This is a genomic window from Micromonospora sp. NPDC049051, assembly GCF_043197575.1.
Lineage (GTDB): Bacteria > Actinomycetota > Actinomycetes > Mycobacteriales > Micromonosporaceae > Micromonospora.
Genome location: NZ_JBICTL010000006.1, coordinates 342,048 through 358,143 on the forward strand (window position 1 = coordinate 342,048; position 16,096 = coordinate 358,143).

Genomic DNA, 16,096 nt, shown 5'->3' on the forward strand with positions numbered 1-16,096 from the left:
ATCAGATGACGGGTAGCCGTCCGGTCCTGACCATGACCGGGATCAGCAAGACCTTCCCCGGGGTACGCGCGCTGCACGACGTCGACTTCCGGCTCTTCCCCGGCGAGGTCCACGCCCTGATGGGCGAGAACGGCGCCGGCAAGTCGACCCTGATCAAGGTGTTGACCGGCGTGCACGCCATCGACGAGGGCACCGTCGTGCTCGACGGCGAACCGGTCGCCTTCAGCGGCCCGATGCAGGCGTCGGCCCACGGTGTGAGCACCGTCTACCAGGAGGTCAATCTCTGCGCCAACCTGTCCGTGGCGGAGAACATCTTCATCGGCCGGGAGCCCCGCCGGTTCGGCGCGATCCGCTGGGGCGAGACGCGCCGGCGGGCGCGGGAACTGCTGGCCCGGCTGGACCTCGACATCGACGTCACCGCGCAGCTCGGGACGTACTCCCTGGCGGTGCAGCAGATGGTGGCCATCGCCCGGGCGATCGACGTACGCGCCCGCGTGCTGATCCTGGACGAGCCGACGTCCAGCCTGGACGCCGGTGAGGTCGCCCAGCTGTTCCGGATCATGCGGCAGCTGCGCGACGAGGGCATCGCCATCCTGTTCGTGACGCACTTCCTCGACCAGGTCTACCGCATCGCCGACCGCATCACGGTGCTGCGCAACGGCGCCCTGGTGGGGGAGTACCGGACCGAGGAGCTGCCCCAGCTGAGCCTCGTCGAGAAGATGATCGGCAGGGAGCTCGACGTCCTGGAGCGCCTCGACGAGCAGCAGCGGCGGCCCACTGCCGTCTCCTCCGACGCGGTGCCGCTTTTGGACGCGTCGGCGCTGGGCCGCAGGGGCGCCGTCGCCCCCTTCAGCCTGCGGATCCACGCCGGTGAGGTGGTCGGACTCGCCGGCCTGCTCGGCTCCGGCCGCACCGAGGTGGCGCGTCTGCTGTTCGGTGCCGACCGCGCCGACCACGGCAGGGTCGCCATCGACGGCGGCGGGACGCAGCTGCGCCACCCCGGCCAGGCCATCGACCGCGGCGTCGGGTTCTGCTCGGAGAACCGCCGTATGGAAGGCGTCATCCCCGAGCTGTCGGTGCGGGAGAACATGATCCTCGCGATGCAGGCGGCCCGTGGTTGGCTGCGCCCGATTCCCCGCCGCCGGCAGGACGAGCTGGTCGAGAGGTACGTCCGGGCGCTCAGCATCCGGCCCGCGGACCCGGATCTGCCGGTGCGCAACCTCTCCGGCGGCAACCAGCAGAAGGTGCTCCTGGCCCGCTGGCTCATCACCGAACCGCGGCTGCTGATCCTCGACGAGCCCACCCGCGGGATCGACGTCGGCGCGAAGGCCGAGATCCAGAAACTGGTGGTCCAGCTCTCCGACGACGGCATGGCGGTGTTGTTCATCTCCGCCGAGCTGGAGGAGGTGCTACGGCTGAGCCACCGCGTCGCCGTGATGCGCGACCGGACGATGGTCGCCCAGCTCGACAACGACGACACTCTCGACGCCGACCGCGTCATGCGGGCCATCGCCCGTCACACCAGCGGCGAGGAGGTGTCCCGGTGAACGCCGTCGCCGACCGCCTCCGTCCGCTGACCGGCCACCGCCTGTTCTGGCCGGTGCTCGTGCTGGTGGTCATGATCCTGGCCAACGCGGTCTACCGGCCCGGCTTTCTCTCCGTCGAGGTGAAGAACGGGCAGCTCTACGGCACCCTGGTCGACATCCTCCGGCTGAGCGCACCGCTGATGCTGGTCGCGCTGGGCATGACCCTCGTCATCGCCACGGGCGGCATCGACCTCTCCGTCGGCTCGATCTGTGCCATCGCCGGCGCCGTCGCCTGCCTGCACATCAGCGCGGCGCCCGACCAGAACAGCCCGTCGACCGTCCTCACAGCGCTCGCGCTGGCCTTCGGCGCCGCGCTCGCGCTCGGCGCCTGGAACGGGGTCCTGGTCGCCGTCATCGGCATCCAGCCCATCATCGCCACGCTGATCCTCATGGTGGCCGGTCGGGGTGTCGCGCAGTTGGTCACGGAGGGGCAGATCCTGACGATCAACTCCGGGCCGTACCGGGCGATCGGGCTCGGACACTTCCTGACCCTGCCGCTGGCCATCCTCATCGCACTCGGGGTGGCCCTGCTCGTCGCCGCCCTGACCCGTCGTACCGCGCTCGGTCTGATCGTCGAGTCGGTCGGGGGCAACGCCGAGGCGAGCCGGCTGGCCGGCATCCGATCCGGTCGCGTGGTCTTCCTCGTGTACGTGGTCAGCGCCGCCTGCGCCGCGATCGCCGGGTTCATGATGACGGCGAACGTGTCCAGCGCCGACGGCAACGCCGCCGGGCTCTGGGTGGAACTCGACGCGATCCTCGCGGTGGTCATCGGCGGCACCTCACTCGCCGGCGGCCGGTTCTTCCTCGGCGGCACCATCCTCGGTGCGCTGATCATCCAGACCCTCACCACCACGGTCTACGCCATGAACGTCTCGCCGCAGACGGCCCTGCTGTTCAAGGCCGTCGTCGTCATCGCCGTCTGCCTCATCCAGTCACCGGCGTTCCGGGCCAGGTTCCGCCGCCGTGGCGGGAGAAGGCCGGGGTCCGCGGTGCCGCGCCGGGAGAAGGAGCAGGTGCCGGCATGAGCAGTACGCCACTGACCACCGTGCGCACCTGGCGGCCCGGTGTGCCCCGGCGGCACGTCCCGGTCCTGGCCACGCTCGCCCTGCTGCTGGTCATGTACGGCGTCGGCGTGTCCCAGTACCGCGCGTTCTCCAACGTCCAGGTCGTCTTCAACGTCTTCATCGACAACGGGTTCCTGCTGGTCGTCGCGGTGGGCATGACCTTCGTGATCCTCACCGGCGGCATCGACCTGTCGGTCGGCTCCGTCGTCGCGATGACCGCCATGGTGTCGGCGTCGCTGCTGCGGGCCGGGCTGCCGGCGGCACTCGTGCTGGTCGTCGCGCTGCTGATCGGCCCGATCCTCGGGTTCCTGATGGGCTGCGCCATCCACTTCTTCGAGATCCAACCGTTCATCGCCACCCTCGCCGGGATGTTCTTCGCCCGGGGCATGTGCACGTTCATCAGCGACGCGTCCATCCCCATCACCGACGGGTTCTGGACGGCGGTGTCGCAGGAGCGCATCGGCGATCCCCGCGGCAACTTCGTGTCGATCAGCGTGCTGATCGCGTTCGCGGTGGTGCTCGTCGCCGCGTACGTGCTCACGTACACCCGCTTCGGCCGCAACGTGTACGCGATCGGCGGCAACCCGCAGTCGGCGTTGCTGATGGGCCTGCCGGTGGGGCGCACCCGGATCGCCGTCTACACCGTCAGCGGGTTGTGCTCGGCCGTCGGCGGCATCCTGCTGTCGTTCTACACGCTCTCCGGCGCGCCGCTGATCGCCGTCGGCATGGAGCTGGACGTGATCGCGGCCGTCGTCATCGGCGGCACCGTGCTCACCGGCGGGTCCGGCTACGTCTTCGGCACCGTGCTCGGGGTGCTGGTGCTCGGCGTGATCCAGACCCTGATCACCTTCGACGGGAGCCTCAACTCCTGGTGGACGAGGATCGTGATCGGTGGCCTGCTCTTCGCCTTCATCCTCCTCCAGCGCCTCGTCGGCATCCGCCTCAAGTGACCGCCCTCTCGGAAGGCAACCGCATGGCAACGCACCCCGAACCCGAGGTCTGGTTCCTCACCGGCAGCCAGGGCCTGTACGGCGAGGACACCCTCCGGCAGGTAGCCGAGCAGTCCCGGCAGATCGCCGCGCGGCTCGACGAGTCGCCGGACATCCCCGTCCGGGTGGTCTGGAAGCCGGTCCTGACCTCCAGCACCGCCATCCTCGACGCGTGCCGGGACGCCGCCGTGCGGGGTGCGGTCGGGGTGATCGCCTGGATGCACACCTTCTCGCCGGCCAAGATGTGGATCGCCGGGCTGGACGCCCTGCAGACGCCGCTGCTGCACCTGCACACCCAGGCCAACGTCCTGCTGCCCTGGGACGAGATCGACATGGACTTCATGAACCTGAACCAGGCCGCGCACGGCGACCGCGAGTTCGGCTTCATCCAGACGCGCCTCGGCGTCGCCCGCAAGACCGTCGCCGGGCACGTCAGCGATCCCCGGGTGACCGTCCGGATCGGCGCCTGGGCCCGGGCCGCGCTGGGCTACTCGGCGATGCGGTCGCTGCGGCTGGCGCGCTTCGGGGACAACATGCGCGACGTGGCGGTGACCGAGGGTGACAAGGTCGAGGCGGAGCTGCGTTTCGGCGTCTCGGTCAACACCTACGGCGTCAACGACCTCGTGGCGGTCGTCGACCAGGTGGCCGACGCGCGGATCGACGACCTCGTCAAGGAGTACGACGACACCTTCCGGGTCGACCCGCAGCTGCGGCCCGGCGGGGCGCGGCACTCCTCGCTGCGCTACGCCGCACGTCTGGAGCTGGGCCTGCGCGCCTTCCTGGACGAGGGCGGCTTCCGGGCCTTCACCACGAACTTCGAGGACCTGGGCGGGCTGCGCCAGCTGCCGGGCATCGCCGTGCAGCGACTCATGGCCGACGGTTACGGCTTCGGCGGGGAGGGCGACTGGAAGACCTCCGTGCTGGTCCACGCGCTCAAGTCGATGGCGGTCGGGGTCGACGGTGGCACGTCCTTCATGGAGGACTACACCTACGATCTCACGCCGGGGGACGAACTGGTGCTCGGCGCCCACATGCTCGAGGTGTGCCCGACGATCGCCGGCGACACCCCGAAGGTCGAGATCCACCCGTTGAGCATCGGCGGGCGTGAGGACCCGGTCCGGTTGGTGTTCGACGCCGCGCCCGGTCCGGCGGTCGTGCTGGGCCTGGCGGACATGGGGGAGCGCTTCCGCCTGGTGGCCAACGAGGTCGACGTGGTGGCGCCGCCGCGTCCGCTGCGCCGGCTGCCGGTCGCGCGGGCCGTGTGGCGGCCCCGCCCGCACCTGGCCGGCTCGGCGGAGGCCTGGATCACCGCCGGCGCCCCGCACCACACCGTGCTGTCCCAGGCCGTGGGCGTGGCGGAGCTGCACGACCTGGCGGAGATGACCCGGACCGAGCTGCTCGTCATCGACGCGCACACCGACCCGCGCCGCCTCGCCGACGAGATCCGGTGGAACCAGGCCTACTACCGGCTCGCCCGGGGGTTCTGACCGGCGGGCGCGTACGTCGGCTCAGCCGCACCCTGGCCGGCGGGAGCGCTGGCGTAGACTGTCGACGTTCCAACCTCGGTCACCCGGCACACGTCGCCGTGGCGGATGGGAGGGCGGATTCAGCACCACGTGGTCCGCTCCCGCCGATTCGACGTGCGCGATCACCGACGGGGCCGGTGGGGAGGAGTGAGGTAGCCCGTGCGCAGTCCCGCGATGACGGACGTGGCCCGCCTCGCCGGCGTCTCGCACCAGACGGTGTCCCGGGTCCTCAACGGGCACCCCAACGTGCGCGAGCAGACCCGGCTCCGCGTCCAGGCGGCGATCGCCGAGCTGGGTTACCGGCCCAACCGGGCCGCGCGGGCACTGGTGACCGGCCGGTCCCAGGTGATCGGTGTGGTCGCGCAGAACACCACCCTCTACGGCCCGGCGTCGTTGCTGGCCGCGCTGGAACAGGCGGCCGCCGAGGCGGGCTTCGCGGTCAGCGTCGGCAGCGTCAGCGACCTGGACCACCGCTCCATCTCGGCGGCGGTGGAGCGGCATCTGGCGCACCGGGTCGCCGGCGTCGTCGTGATCGCGCCGGTGGAGTCGGCCGGGGAGGCCCTCGAACGACTTCCCCAGGACGTGCCCCTGGTCACCGTCGACGGTGACCCGGGCCGATCGATCCCGCTGGTGACGGTCGACCAGGTCGCCGGCGCCCGGGCCGCCACGCAGCACCTCCTCGACGCGGGGCACCGCACGGTCTGGCACGTCTCCGGCCCGCCGGACTGGTTCGACAGCGCTGGCCGCATCGAGGGCTGGCGGGAGGCTCTGCAACTGGCGGGCGCCGAGGTGCCGCCGTTGGTCCCGGCGGACTGGTCCGCGGCGGCGGGCTACCGGTGCGGGCAGATGCTCGCCCGGATGCCAGAGGTCACGGCGGTCTTCACCGCCAACGACCACCTGGCGCTGGGCGTGCTGCGGGCGTTGCACGAGCACGGCCGACGGGTGCCCGCCGACATCAGCGTGGTCGGCTTCGACGACGTGCCGGAGGCCGCGTACTTCATCCCGCCGCTGACCACCGTGCGGCCCGACTTCGCCGCGGTCGCCCGGGCGAGCCTGGACATGCTGCTCGCCCAGATCGAGTCGCCGAACGCCGCCGGCCCGTTGCGGCAGACCGTCGCGCCGAGCCTGGTCGCCCGCGACAGCGTCGCAGCCCCGCCGCGCCGCTGACGGGCACCGCTTTGCGTGCCCGAGCGCGGCCGGCGCGGCCCGTCCACCTGCGCCCGTGGGGCCGTGCGCGGTGATCGTCGTCATGCCGGCGACAATCATCGATATTGACGTTCGGCGACGGCGCGGACAGAATCACGGCACCCACCATGATCCCTGGAGATGCCATGACCCGTCCCCGCCTGCCATTCCTCCGGGCGGCCAGCCGGCTGGCCGCGTTCACCGCGGCCACCGCCGGTGTGCTGCTGGCCCTCGCCGCACCGGCCAACGCGGCCCTGCCCACCGGTCGCTACGTCGCGCTGGGTGACTCGTTCACCTCCGGCCCGCTGATCCCCACGCAGGTCGACCTCAACTGCATGCGCTCCAACCGCAACTACCCGTCGCTGGTCGCCACCGCCGCCCGCTCGTCGTCGTTCGCCGACGTGAGCTGCTCCGGCGCCACCACCGACGACATCCTGTACGGCGGCGACGGCGCGCTGGGCATCTCGCTGCCGCCGCAGCTCAACGCGGTCACCTCGAACACGGCGCTGGTCACCGTGCAGATCGGCGGGAACGACATCGGCTTCGCCGGCATCATCACCGACTGCGCGGAGGCGAGCCTGCGGAGTCCGCTCGGGTCACCGTGCAAGAACCAGTACACCGCCGGAGGCGTCGACCAGTTGCAGGCCAGGATCGCCGCCACCGCACCGAAGGTGAACGCCGTGCTGCAGGGGGTCCGCCGGGCCGCCCCGAACGCCCGGGTCGTGGTGCTCGGGTACCCGGCGATCCTGCCGGACAGCGGTAACGGCTGCTGGCCGGTGGTGCCGATCGCCTACCAGGACGTGCCGTACCTGCGTGGCATCCAGAAGTCCCTGAACACGATGCTCGCCAACACCGCGGCGGCGAACAACGCCACCTACGCCGACGTCTACGCCCCGTCGGTCGGCTACGACACCTGCAAGAGCAGCGGCACCCGGTGGGTCGAGGGGCTGATCCCGCAGAACGCCGCCGCCCCCTTCCACCCCAACGCCAGGGGTGAGCAGGGCATGGCCAACGCGCTGGTGGCCAAGCTGAACAGTTGACCCGCCGTCACGGGCGGGGGAGAGGCTCGCCTCCGCGCCGGGGCCCGGGCGACGGCCACGAGGGCTGTGCCCGGGCTCCGCACCGGCCGGGGTCGCGACGTCGAGAGATGTCGCCGGCCCACGGGACCGAAGCCCTGCTCCGCCCAACCCGGGCAGAGCAGGGCCGGCTCGGCCGGCGTCAGGCTCAGGGCACCGTTCAGCGGACGGCTCCGCCCCGGGCCCGGCAGATGTCCCGGACGTGCCAGAAGTCGTTCAGGTAGTCGTCGTGCATGCCGCGTCCCATGATCCGCAGCAGCGTCTCGTCAGCCTGCCGCAGGGCCGAGACGGCGTAGTTGTGACTGCCGGTGAAGACCCGCGGCACGATGTCGTCGTCGTACGCGCCGTCGATCAGCATGTACTTGTTGTGGGTCCGGATGTCCAGCCCCGGGCCGACGTTGAAGTTGCACCTGGTGAGCTGGATGTTGCTGCCCAGCGCGTTGAGCACCGCGGTGTTCGCCTCGGTGTAGACGACGTCGACCCAGCAGCCCGCGTTGCGCAGCGCGGTGAGCCGCTTGGCCACCTCGGGTCGGTTGAACGAGTACATGTTGACCCGGATGTCGGTCTGTCGGCGGGTGCCCGCGTCGTCGTAGGTGCACGACGCCACCGAGTTCAGGATGCTGACCACGGTGTCGGTGGCGGGATCGGAGACCGGCTGGCCGGACCGCTCCCGGCGGGGGAAGAAGTGCGCCTTGTAGGTGCTGCCGGTCGGTGTCACCCAGTAGTAGTCGTTGTCGCCGGTCGAGCTGTACCGGTGCGAGCGTAGGTCCGCGAAGTACGTCCGGTAGGCGTTGAATGTCGTGGCGTCGCTGAACGTCACCCCGTTGTTGTACGCCTCGTTCGCGTCCCACCACGTCAGGTTCGCCGAGCCCTGGAACACCACGTTGGACACGGTCGCCCCGGTGTCGAGCACGATCTTCGAGGCGGTCAGGAACTTGTTGTGGTTGTAGGCGGTGACCGTCGAGTCGGTGTACTGGATCGCCCTCGTGCCGATGCAGCCGCGGTCCTGGCTCGGGAACCGGTCCGCGCAGTGCACGATGTACGAGCCGGCGGTGTCCGTCGAGCCGAGGACCGGTTGCAGTCGCTGGAACGGGCGCCCGGTGGCCGAGGCCTGGTCGACGATGATCTTCACCCGGACGCCCCGTTGGTGCGCCCGGATGAGGCGACCGGGGAGGTCCGGGGTGGTGGCCGAATCGGTGACATCCGAGAACGAGAAGTGGAACCACGACATCTGGATCTCCTCGCCGGTCGGGACCCGGTCGATGATCCGGGCCAGCTGCGTGAAGATCGCGTTCTGCTCGGCGGCCGAGCCGAGCGGGCGGCTGAACACCGGTTTGTTCATGACGGGGTCGGGCTCGGCGGCGCTGGCCGGCGCGGGGAGCAGGGCGGGGACGCCGCTGGCGGCGAGGACGGTCACGAAGACCAGTGCCGATCGGGTCGCGAGTGGTGAAATAAATCGACGAATAGACATGTACGGATGGTGTCACCGCTCGCGCCCGACCGGCTACCCCGCGCCGGCACGCCCTCCGGTCGGTTGCCGGTCAGGGCAGGATCTCGACGTACCCGTCGGCCGCGTGCACGCGGATCCGCTGCCCGTCCCGGATCAGCCTGGTCGCGTGCTCCACCCCGACGAGGGCCGGCAAGCCGTACTCCCGGGCGACCACCGCCCCGTGGGTCATGAGGCCGCCCACCTCGGTCACCAGCCCGGCGATCGCGACGAACAGGGGTGACCAGCTCGGATCGGTGTAGGCGGTGACCAGGATGTCGCCCGGTTCGAGATCGGCCCGGGCCAGGTCCAGGACGACACGGGCCCGCCCCTCGACGATCCCGCCGGAGACCGGGAGGCCGACCAGCGCGCCCGCCGGCACGCCGTCGCGGCGGTACGCGCCGTTGATGCCCTCACCCTCGGACGTGAGCACCCGGGGCGGCGTGAGCGTCCGGTACGACCGGAACTCCTCCTTCCGCCGGCGGATGAGCTGATCGTCCACCTCGTGCGTACGCGCGACGTCGTGCAGTTCCTGGAAGGTGAGGTAGAAGATGTCCTCCTGCTCCGGAAGCACGCCGGCCCGCACGAGGTGCTCGGCCTCTCTCAGCAGGGCCTGCTTGTAGGTGAGGTAGCGGCTGACGATGGCGTACTTCGGATACTCCCGGTACCCGATGAAGGTGCGGACCCGGTCAATCATCCGCTTCGTCTCCAGCGCCTTCCGCTCGCCGTCGGGCTGGGCCCGCAGGCGCTCCAGAACCTCCTGTTCCTTCATCTCCGCCTGCCGGCGCCCCTGCTCGAAGCGCCGCTCGCGGGCGCCCGGCGCGAAGTTCCTGACGTTGTCGAGGATGAGGGGCACGAGCGTGGTCGGGCGTTCGCTCCAGCGTGGCCTGGTGATGTCGATCTCCCCGACGCAGCGCATGCCGTACCTGTCGAGGTAGGCCTGGATGGCGTCGCGCGCTTCCGGGCCGCCGGGCAGCGCGGCCAGTTCGTCCAGGAAGCCCTCGTCGTCGGCCTCCTGCAGGAAGGCGACCACCTCCGGGTACGGACGGATGACGTCGGCGACGTCCAGGAGCGCCAGCCCCATCTCCGACGTGACGTTGTGGGGAGCGGACAGCGTGAGCGTGTCGGCCACGTTCTTCTCGCCCAGCCATGCCTCCAGTTGCTCGTTGAGCCACCACGAGGCATCCATGGCCGCCATCAGCACCTGCATGCTGCGCGGATCGGTCAGCAGTCGCTTGTGTTCCTCGAAGGCCGCCAGGAGGAAGTCGAACAGCGCCGGGCCGGACTTCGTCCCGATGTCGCGCCGCAGGGTGGCGTTGGCGGCCCGGCTGAGTTCGATGAGGTCGGTGACGATGGCCGGGTCGGTCTCGATCGGGGCGGGCGCGTCGCCTGCGGGCGGCCCTGCCGGAGGACCCTGGTCGGGCAGCGGCGAAATGAGGTCGCCACGGTCGACGATGGTCTCCAGCGCGTCCCTCACCAGCGGATCGGACCTTCCCGCGAGCTGGAACAGGGCGGCGCGGCCCGAAGGCGACGCCAGGGCCCGGGTGACGTCGACGAAGAGCCTCCCACCGGCGTCGTGCATGGGCGCGAGGGCCGTCAGCTTCCACACCGAGAGCCCCAGCGGCTTCATGGCGTCGGTCATCATCTGCTGATGCCCCACGGAGAGGTAGACGTGGTTCTCCCCGTCGCGGGCCTCGGGGACGGGGAACAGCGTGGTGATCGGCCGGCTCTGCACGATCTGGAAGTCGTCGTCGACGAGGCACCACTCGATGTCCTGCGGGTGGCCGAAGTGGGCTTCGATCCGCCGGCCCAGCCGTACCAGCCGCACGACCTGTGCATCCGTCAGCGCCGGCTGGTCCTGCCGCGCCGGGTCGACCGCCCGTTCCACCGTCCCGCCGCCCGGTCGGGCGTGGACGGCGAGCGCTTTGCCGGCGATCGCCCGGTGGACGATCTCATCGCCCCGCACCCGGTAGGCGTCCGCGTTCACCAGCCCGGAGACCAGAGCCTCGCCGAGACCGAAGCTGGCCTCCACCGAGGCGACCTTCCGGTGGGACGTCACGGGGTCGGCCGTGAACAGGACCCCGGCCGCCTGCGGGAAGACCATCTTCTGTACGACAACGGCCATGCGGACCGTGCGATGGTCGATGCCGTTGCGTTGCCGGTAGGCCACGGCCCGCTCCGTGAACAGCGAGGCCCAGCATCGGCTGACGTGCTCGAGCACCGCCGCCTGCCCCAGGACGTTGAGGTACGTGTCCTGCTGGCCCGCGAAGGAGGCCGTCGGCAGGTCCTCCGCCGTGGCGCTGGACCGGACGGCGTACGCGGCCCGCTCACCGAGTTCGGTGAGAGCCCGTACGATCGCCGCCGCCACGTCGTCGGGCAGGACGACCGCCTCGATGCTCCGGCGGATCTCCGCACTGAGGGTGCGTACCGTCTCCCGGTCGTCCGGGGCCACCTGCGACAGTTGGGCGAGCCGATCGTCGATCGACGGCACGTCGGCCAGGATCCGCCGGTAGGCGTCCGTCGTCACGCAGAAGCCGGCCGGTACCCGGACGCCGTCGATCCGTGACAACGCCCCCAGGTGCGCGCCCTTGCCGCCGACGATCGCGACATGCCTGTCGTCGACCTCCCGGAGGTCTGACACGTACCGGTTGCTCGACAACGACACACGCATGCCGTACCCCATTTCTTTCCACCGTTCCCGGGCCCGGCCGACGATTCTGCGGCAGGACCCCGGTCTTGCGGCAAGCCCCGGGGTGCGATATACGTTTAAGTGGGACCACAGCCACTGTTTTCCGCCGCGAACTGAAACAGTTCTCACAAAGCGTGACGCGCGCTGTCGCACCTCGCCAGTCGTCAGGCGAGGTCCTTGATGACCTGGTCCCACTCGTCCTGGTACTCGTTGGAGGCCCACACCACGGCCACGGCGAACTCGGCGTGCCGGATCTGGACGGTCGACTCGGGGCCACGCCAGTGTGCCGCCGGCGATTCGCCCGACGTACGCCCCGTCGGCGGGCCAAGGACATCGGTGGCGGCGTCGACGGCGTCGGTGAAGGTGTCGTACAGGAAGACCTGCGACTCGACCGGCGGGTCTTCGATGGTCTCCGTCAGCCAGATCATGATGTCGTCGACATGGCCGGCGTCGAAGGTCAGGACGATCTGCTTGTCGCCGACCTCGAATCCGCCGTCGGCAACCGCGCCGAGACCGTCGATGGTCTCCCGGACGTCCCAGTGCATCCGCTCGGCCAGAGCCGGCACCTCGCTGATCGACCAACTCCACGAGGCCGATCCGAGCCGGGTGAACAGCAGTCGGAGTGACGCCATGTCCAGCCGCCGCCAGGTCACTATTCCTCCACCTTCCGGCATCGGTGAATCACCTTACCAAGCGGATCGAACCGCGACGCAGCTTGTCCGGATCGATGACGAATTCCCTGACGGTGATCTCGCAGTCGTCGTTTGTGCGTACCAGCAGATAGCGGATCGAGCCGGGGCCGCCATTTGTGATGGCGGACTGGATCTCGGACCAGAGTTCCGGGTTCTCCCGGAGGACGGGACCCAGCTTGCTGTCCTGTTCGAGTTGTTTACGCAGATAGAGCGCGCTTCCCTGCTCGACCGTCACCTCTGGGCTGTTCGGCTTCCGTGGGTCGGGCGCCTGCGCCTGGCCCAGTCCCGCCCTGCCACCCTTCTCCTCGATCGCGATGAAGGAACCCCGGCGATAGAGCGTGCGGTCGAGGTTGCCCGCGGTGCCCCGCTCGTAGGTCGCGCCCGTCAGGGGCCTCGCGTCGGAGAAGTCCCGCGCCACCACCACGGACCCCCCGGCCGACCCGAGCCGTTCGCTGGTCTGATTGACCCGCCGCTGCAGCCTGAGGAACCGTCGCCCCTCTGTCGCCAACCGCACGTATTCCTGGTTACTGAGGTGGGGCCGCGCCCTCGCCAGGAGGGCGGTGAGCTTGTCCGCGCTGAACCTGTGCATCGCCAGGCCGGCCCCGAGTCTGGTGACGACCGGTGCGATCTCCCGGTCCCACGCCAGATCGCGGAGACGTTTGTATGTCTTGGACATCTTGGCGAGCTTCCGTACGGCGGCCTCCTGCAGGCTGTTTCCGGACGCCGTGAGGCGGTACAGATGGCCCGACACGGCGCGTTCGGACAACTCACCCCGCAGGGGCTTGTTGTCGTCGTGTACGTACTGCTTCGAGTCGCGGAGTCTTCCGTCGTCCGTCCGCCACGCACCCATCCGGTCTTTGATGAAGTGGTTCTTGTCGTCGGGTCCGGCAAAAAGCCGCCGTCTGTACAGCCGGTCCCTCTGTCCGGTCCGCCGGAGGTCGCGCCGTTCGTAGCGCGGGAGTCGGTGATCCCAGGCGTCGGGCAGGCTCTCCACCTGCGGGATCGCCAGCTGGATCAGCTCGACGCACCGCCTCTCGGCCAGGGAGTACTGCTCCAGCACCCTCCGGATCGAATTGCTGGAGTGCTGTCGCTGTAGTTCCCAGTGCTGCGCCTGGGTTCCGATCCGCCAGGCCACCTGCCGTGCCACGGGGTCACGGTTGATCGTCAGCGCCAGCGCGAACTCCGGGTCGAGGCCGCGCCAGACGGGCCTGCCGGGGGGCACCGGCCCGATCAACACGCAGAACTGCGCCAGCAGGCAGCGGTACTGCATGTCCGCCTGCACCGCCCGGGACAGGATGCTCCGGGTGGTGGCCCTGGTCTGGTCGGTCAGGGTCTCGAAGTCATGCAGGATGTCGGCGCATGCGGCATAGGCCGAAGCGATCTTGGCGGCCTCTCCCGGCAGCTCGGACAGGCCCTGCCGGAACACGACGGCGAAGTCCCCTCTCAGCCGCATGCGGTGGCTGCCCGCGGAGACGGCTTGCAGCCGGTTCGCGAGCCGGCGGGCGTAGGCGGTCCGCCGACGCAGCTGCGCGACCATCGTCCGCAGTTCGCCCGGCGAGCCGGGGACGGGGTCGGTGGGCAGGTCGACGGCCTCCCAGACGTTCATGGGTCGGGGACAAGCGTCAGCCGATGCCGCCCGCGAGTCGGTTGTCGAGGTCCTGGTACTCGCGGATCGTGTCGTTGAGGAAGGCCGCCATCCCCTCGAGTCCGTCGATCATGTTCTGCGCGCCGGTCGACCACTGCTGGTAGGAGTCCTGGAAACGTGAGGAGGCGAGTTGGGTGCGGAACTCGCTGGTGACGAGCTGGTCGATCATCGACTTCATGGTCTGGAGCCGCTGAGTCATCTCGGTCTGGCCGGTCCGCAACTGGCCCGCCGCGCGCTGCAGGCCGTCATATCCGATATTGACGTCGACCACGTGTCGTCCCTTCTCCCCATCACTGTTCGGGAGTCGCCAGGTCCGCCTGGATCCGGTCCAACTCCAACTGACCGTCAACGAGGTGGTCGAACCACCGCGCGACGAGGTCCACCGACTCGTGCACGGTGGCGTGTGCCGCCGCCATCCCGCTGACGAAGCCGTGCAGCGCGTCCACGACCGGCTTCGGTTCGACCATCGGTACGCCGTCCGGCTGTTGCCGGGCGGCCGCCAACTCCGCCCGGACGCTGGCGAGTTCCCGCCGGGTCTGATCCACGGCGGCACGATCGAAACCAAACCCCGATGCCATGGTCTGATCATCCTTCCGGCACCTGCCCGTCGCCAACGCGGTGATCGCGCTGGGAAACTCATGTCAGGAACCTTTTGATGGACCTTCGTCGACCTCTGAGAACCCTCGACGATACTGGCACCGCAGGAACATGTAAATCGATTCGTGGACCGGTGCGGGGAGGAGCGCCAGGGCAGCTGATCCCGTAACTCACCCGCGGCTGCTGGCGGATCCGGTATCGGTTGTCGACGTACGCGGCCGGGGGCGGGACGCGTCTGATCACCGGACCGGTTCGTCAGGACGGCGGTGCACTCGGGGCGCGGCTCGGGTCGAAGCCGTCGAGGTGCAGCGCGTGGTCGACCGAGCGGCGCATCGCGGGCCGGAACTTCTCACCCCGGGTGTAGGCGACCGGCAGCAGGCCCACCTGGCGTACCGCGTCCACCGGGATGTCGAGAACCTGTGCGACCTCCGCCTCGAACATCAGGTGCAGGGTGGTCCAGGCCGTGCCGAGGCCACGCGAACGGGCCGCCAGGCAGAAGCTCCACACGGCCGGGATCACGGAACCGAACATGGCGGCCGACATCAGGCGTTCCATCGGACCTGGATCCCACGTGCTCACGCACGGCACCACGAGCATCGGCACCTCGTGCAGGTGCTCGGCGAGATACTCGACCGACGCCATCACGCGCTGCTGGGCGGCGTCGCGCGCCGCGTCCTCCTTGGTGATCTTGTCGGCGGCGAAGGGGAGGTCACGGTAGATGGCGAATGCCTTGCGGTAGATCTCGGCGATCGCCATCCGTTTCACCGGGTCGGAGACGACCACGAAGCACCACGGCTCCAGGTTGGATCCGCTCGGCGCCTGCAGTGCCAGGTCCACGCACTCACGCACCACGTCGAGGGGGACCGGGCGATCGAGGTCGAGTCGCCGACGGACGGCCCGGGTGGTGCTGAGAAGTTCGTCGGTCGAGAGGCCCAGGGTGGCTGGCATGTCTCGAAGAGTAGTGATTCGGCTGGGGCGTGATCTTCTTTGAGCTTGCGGCATCTGGCCGGCCTTCCCGGCCCGTGCCGCCCCCGGACAGCAACCGGCTAAAGGGGCGTTCCCGGATGACTACGAGTCTCTGGCCCTATACTCCGAGATATGACGATTCAGCGGATGGATCACGTCGGCATCGTCGTCGACGACCTGGAGGCTGCTGCCGCGTTCTTCGTCGAACTTGGTATGGAGATGGAGGGCCAGGGGCCGGTCGAGGGTCGTTGGGTGGACCGGGTCGTCGGGCTCGACGACGTGCGGGTCGAGATCGCGATGATGCGGACCCCGGACGGCCACGGTCGGCTTGAACTGACGAAGTTCGACGCCCCGACGGCGTTCAGCGCTGAGCCGAAGGTCGCACCGCCCAACACCCTGGGTATCCGTCGCATCATGTTCGCCGTCGACGACATCGAGGACGTCCTCACCCGTCTGCGCAGTCACGGCGCCGAGCTCCTCGGCGAGGTGGCGCAGTACGAGGACAGCTACCGGCTCTGTTACGTCCGTGGCCCGGAGGGAATCATCATCGCACTGGCCGAGCAGCTCGGCTGAGCCTGCCGGCGGTCGTTCGCCA

General features: G+C 69.8%; 14 protein-coding genes. 7 read left to right on the forward strand and 7 right to left on the reverse strand.

Features of this window, described 5'->3' with window-relative positions; all coding sequences use genetic code 11:
- Window positions 1–5: 5 nt before the first annotated feature.
- The 6 genes from ACGFIR_RS25530 (at window position 6) to ACGFIR_RS25555 (ending at window position 7,390) form a co-directional block, all read left to right on the forward strand.
- A complete protein-coding gene (locus ACGFIR_RS25530) occupies window positions 6–1,547 on the forward strand; it encodes a sugar ABC transporter ATP-binding protein (protein ID WP_393147579.1) in 1,542 nt (513 codons plus the stop codon).
- Window positions 1,544–2,611 (forward strand): ABC transporter permease, encoded by a 1,068-nt coding sequence (locus ACGFIR_RS25535; RefSeq protein WP_393147581.1) that lies wholly within the window; start codon window positions 1,544–1,546, stop codon window positions 2,609–2,611. Before ACGFIR_RS25530 ends, ACGFIR_RS25535 begins: the two co-directional genes overlap by 4 nt.
- Entirely contained in the window at window positions 2,608–3,600 is a 993-nt protein-coding gene (gene yjfF, locus ACGFIR_RS25540) for a galactofuranose ABC transporter, permease protein YjfF (RefSeq protein ID WP_393006644.1), read from the forward strand. The genes ACGFIR_RS25535 and yjfF overlap by 4 nt, the downstream gene beginning before the upstream one ends.
- Before the next feature lie 23 nt (window positions 3,601–3,623).
- Window positions 3,624–5,126 (forward strand): L-arabinose isomerase, encoded by a 1,503-nt coding sequence (araA, locus tag ACGFIR_RS25545; RefSeq protein WP_393006646.1) that lies wholly within the window; start codon window positions 3,624–3,626, stop codon window positions 5,124–5,126.
- A gap of 213 nt (window positions 5,127–5,339) precedes the next feature.
- Entirely contained in the window at window positions 5,340–6,332 is a 993-nt protein-coding gene (locus tag ACGFIR_RS25550; protein ID WP_393006845.1) for a LacI family DNA-binding transcriptional regulator, read from the forward strand.
- A 164-nt stretch (window positions 6,333–6,496) separates the two neighbouring features.
- Complete coding sequence (locus tag ACGFIR_RS25555; RefSeq protein WP_393006648.1) at window positions 6,497–7,390, forward strand: SGNH/GDSL hydrolase family protein; 894 nt, start codon at window positions 6,497–6,499, stop codon at window positions 7,388–7,390.
- Between the two features lie 196 nt (window positions 7,391–7,586).
- On the opposite strand, the gene ACGFIR_RS25560 is transcribed toward ACGFIR_RS25555, so the two are convergent.
- The 7 genes from ACGFIR_RS25560 to ACGFIR_RS25590 form a co-directional block, all read right to left on the reverse strand.
- Window positions 7,587–8,843 (reverse strand): phospholipase D-like domain-containing protein, encoded by a 1,257-nt coding sequence (locus ACGFIR_RS25560; protein WP_393147583.1) that lies wholly within the window; start codon window positions 8,841–8,843, stop codon window positions 7,587–7,589.
- Between the two features lie 124 nt (window positions 8,844–8,967).
- Window positions 8,968–11,583 carry a rifamycin-inactivating phosphotransferase gene (rph, locus tag ACGFIR_RS25565; protein WP_393147585.1) on the reverse strand — a complete coding sequence of 872 codons (2,616 nt, stop codon included), beginning with the start codon at window positions 11,581–11,583 and terminating at the stop codon, window positions 8,968–8,970.
- A 182-nt stretch (window positions 11,584–11,765) separates the two neighbouring features.
- Window positions 11,766–12,275 carry a DUF6301 family protein gene (locus ACGFIR_RS25570; RefSeq protein WP_393147587.1) on the reverse strand — a complete coding sequence of 170 codons (510 nt, stop codon included), beginning with the start codon at window positions 12,273–12,275 and terminating at the stop codon, window positions 11,766–11,768.
- Window positions 12,276–12,282: 7 nt separating this feature from the next.
- A complete protein-coding gene (locus ACGFIR_RS25575) occupies window positions 12,283–13,899 on the reverse strand; it encodes a hypothetical protein (protein WP_393147589.1) in 1,617 nt (538 codons plus the stop codon).
- Between the two features lie 16 nt (window positions 13,900–13,915).
- Window positions 13,916–14,209, reverse strand: a complete 294-nt coding sequence (locus tag ACGFIR_RS25580; protein ID WP_393006658.1) for a WXG100 family type VII secretion target — start codon at window positions 14,207–14,209, stop codon at window positions 13,916–13,918.
- 19 nt (window positions 14,210–14,228) lie between these two features.
- Entirely contained in the window at window positions 14,229–14,483 is a 255-nt protein-coding gene (locus tag ACGFIR_RS25585; RefSeq protein ID WP_393006660.1) for a hypothetical protein, read from the reverse strand.
- A gap of 307 nt (window positions 14,484–14,790) precedes the next feature.
- Window positions 14,791–15,483 carry a nitroreductase family protein gene (locus ACGFIR_RS25590; protein WP_393147591.1) on the reverse strand — a complete coding sequence of 231 codons (693 nt, stop codon included), beginning with the start codon at window positions 15,481–15,483 and terminating at the stop codon, window positions 14,791–14,793.
- A gap of 150 nt (window positions 15,484–15,633) precedes the next feature.
- Between ACGFIR_RS25590 and ACGFIR_RS25595 the strand changes: the two genes are divergently transcribed.
- On the forward strand, window positions 15,634–16,074 hold the full coding sequence (locus tag ACGFIR_RS25595; RefSeq protein ID WP_393006664.1) for a VOC family protein: 441 nt from the start codon (window positions 15,634–15,636) through the stop codon (window positions 16,072–16,074).
- Window positions 16,075–16,096 lie beyond the last annotated feature (22 nt).

What these genes read in the sequence shown, in the direction of transcription:
- ACGFIR_RS25595 (WP_393006664.1), top strand. Translation starts at nt 15,634, where the DNA reads ATGACGATTCAGCGGATGGATCACGTCGGCATCGTCGTCGACGACCTG.
- ACGFIR_RS25530 (WP_393147579.1), top strand. Translation starts at nt 6, where the DNA reads ATGACGGGTAGCCGTCCGGTCCTGACCATGACCGGGATCAGCAAGACC.
- ACGFIR_RS25550 (WP_393006845.1), top strand. Translation starts at nt 5,340, where the DNA reads ATGACGGACGTGGCCCGCCTCGCCGGCGTCTCGCACCAGACGGTGTCC.
- rph (WP_393147585.1), bottom strand. Translation starts at nt 11,583, where the DNA reads ATGCGTGTGTCGTTGTCGAGCAACCGGTACGTGTCAGACCTCCGGGAG.
- ACGFIR_RS25575 (WP_393147589.1), bottom strand. Translation starts at nt 13,899, where the DNA reads ATGAACGTCTGGGAGGCCGTCGACCTGCCCACCGACCCCGTCCCCGGC.
- araA (WP_393006646.1), top strand. Translation starts at nt 3,624, where the DNA reads ATGGCAACGCACCCCGAACCCGAGGTCTGGTTCCTCACCGGCAGCCAG.
- ACGFIR_RS25590 (WP_393147591.1), bottom strand. Translation starts at nt 15,483, where the DNA reads ATGCCAGCCACCCTGGGCCTCTCGACCGACGAACTTCTCAGCACCACC.
- yjfF (WP_393006644.1), top strand. Translation starts at nt 2,608, where the DNA reads ATGAGCAGTACGCCACTGACCACCGTGCGCACCTGGCGGCCCGGTGTG.
- ACGFIR_RS25570 (WP_393147587.1), bottom strand. Translation starts at nt 12,275, where the DNA reads ATGCCGGAAGGTGGAGGAATAGTGACCTGGCGGCGGCTGGACATGGCG.
- ACGFIR_RS25555 (WP_393006648.1), top strand. Translation starts at nt 6,497, where the DNA reads ATGACCCGTCCCCGCCTGCCATTCCTCCGGGCGGCCAGCCGGCTGGCC.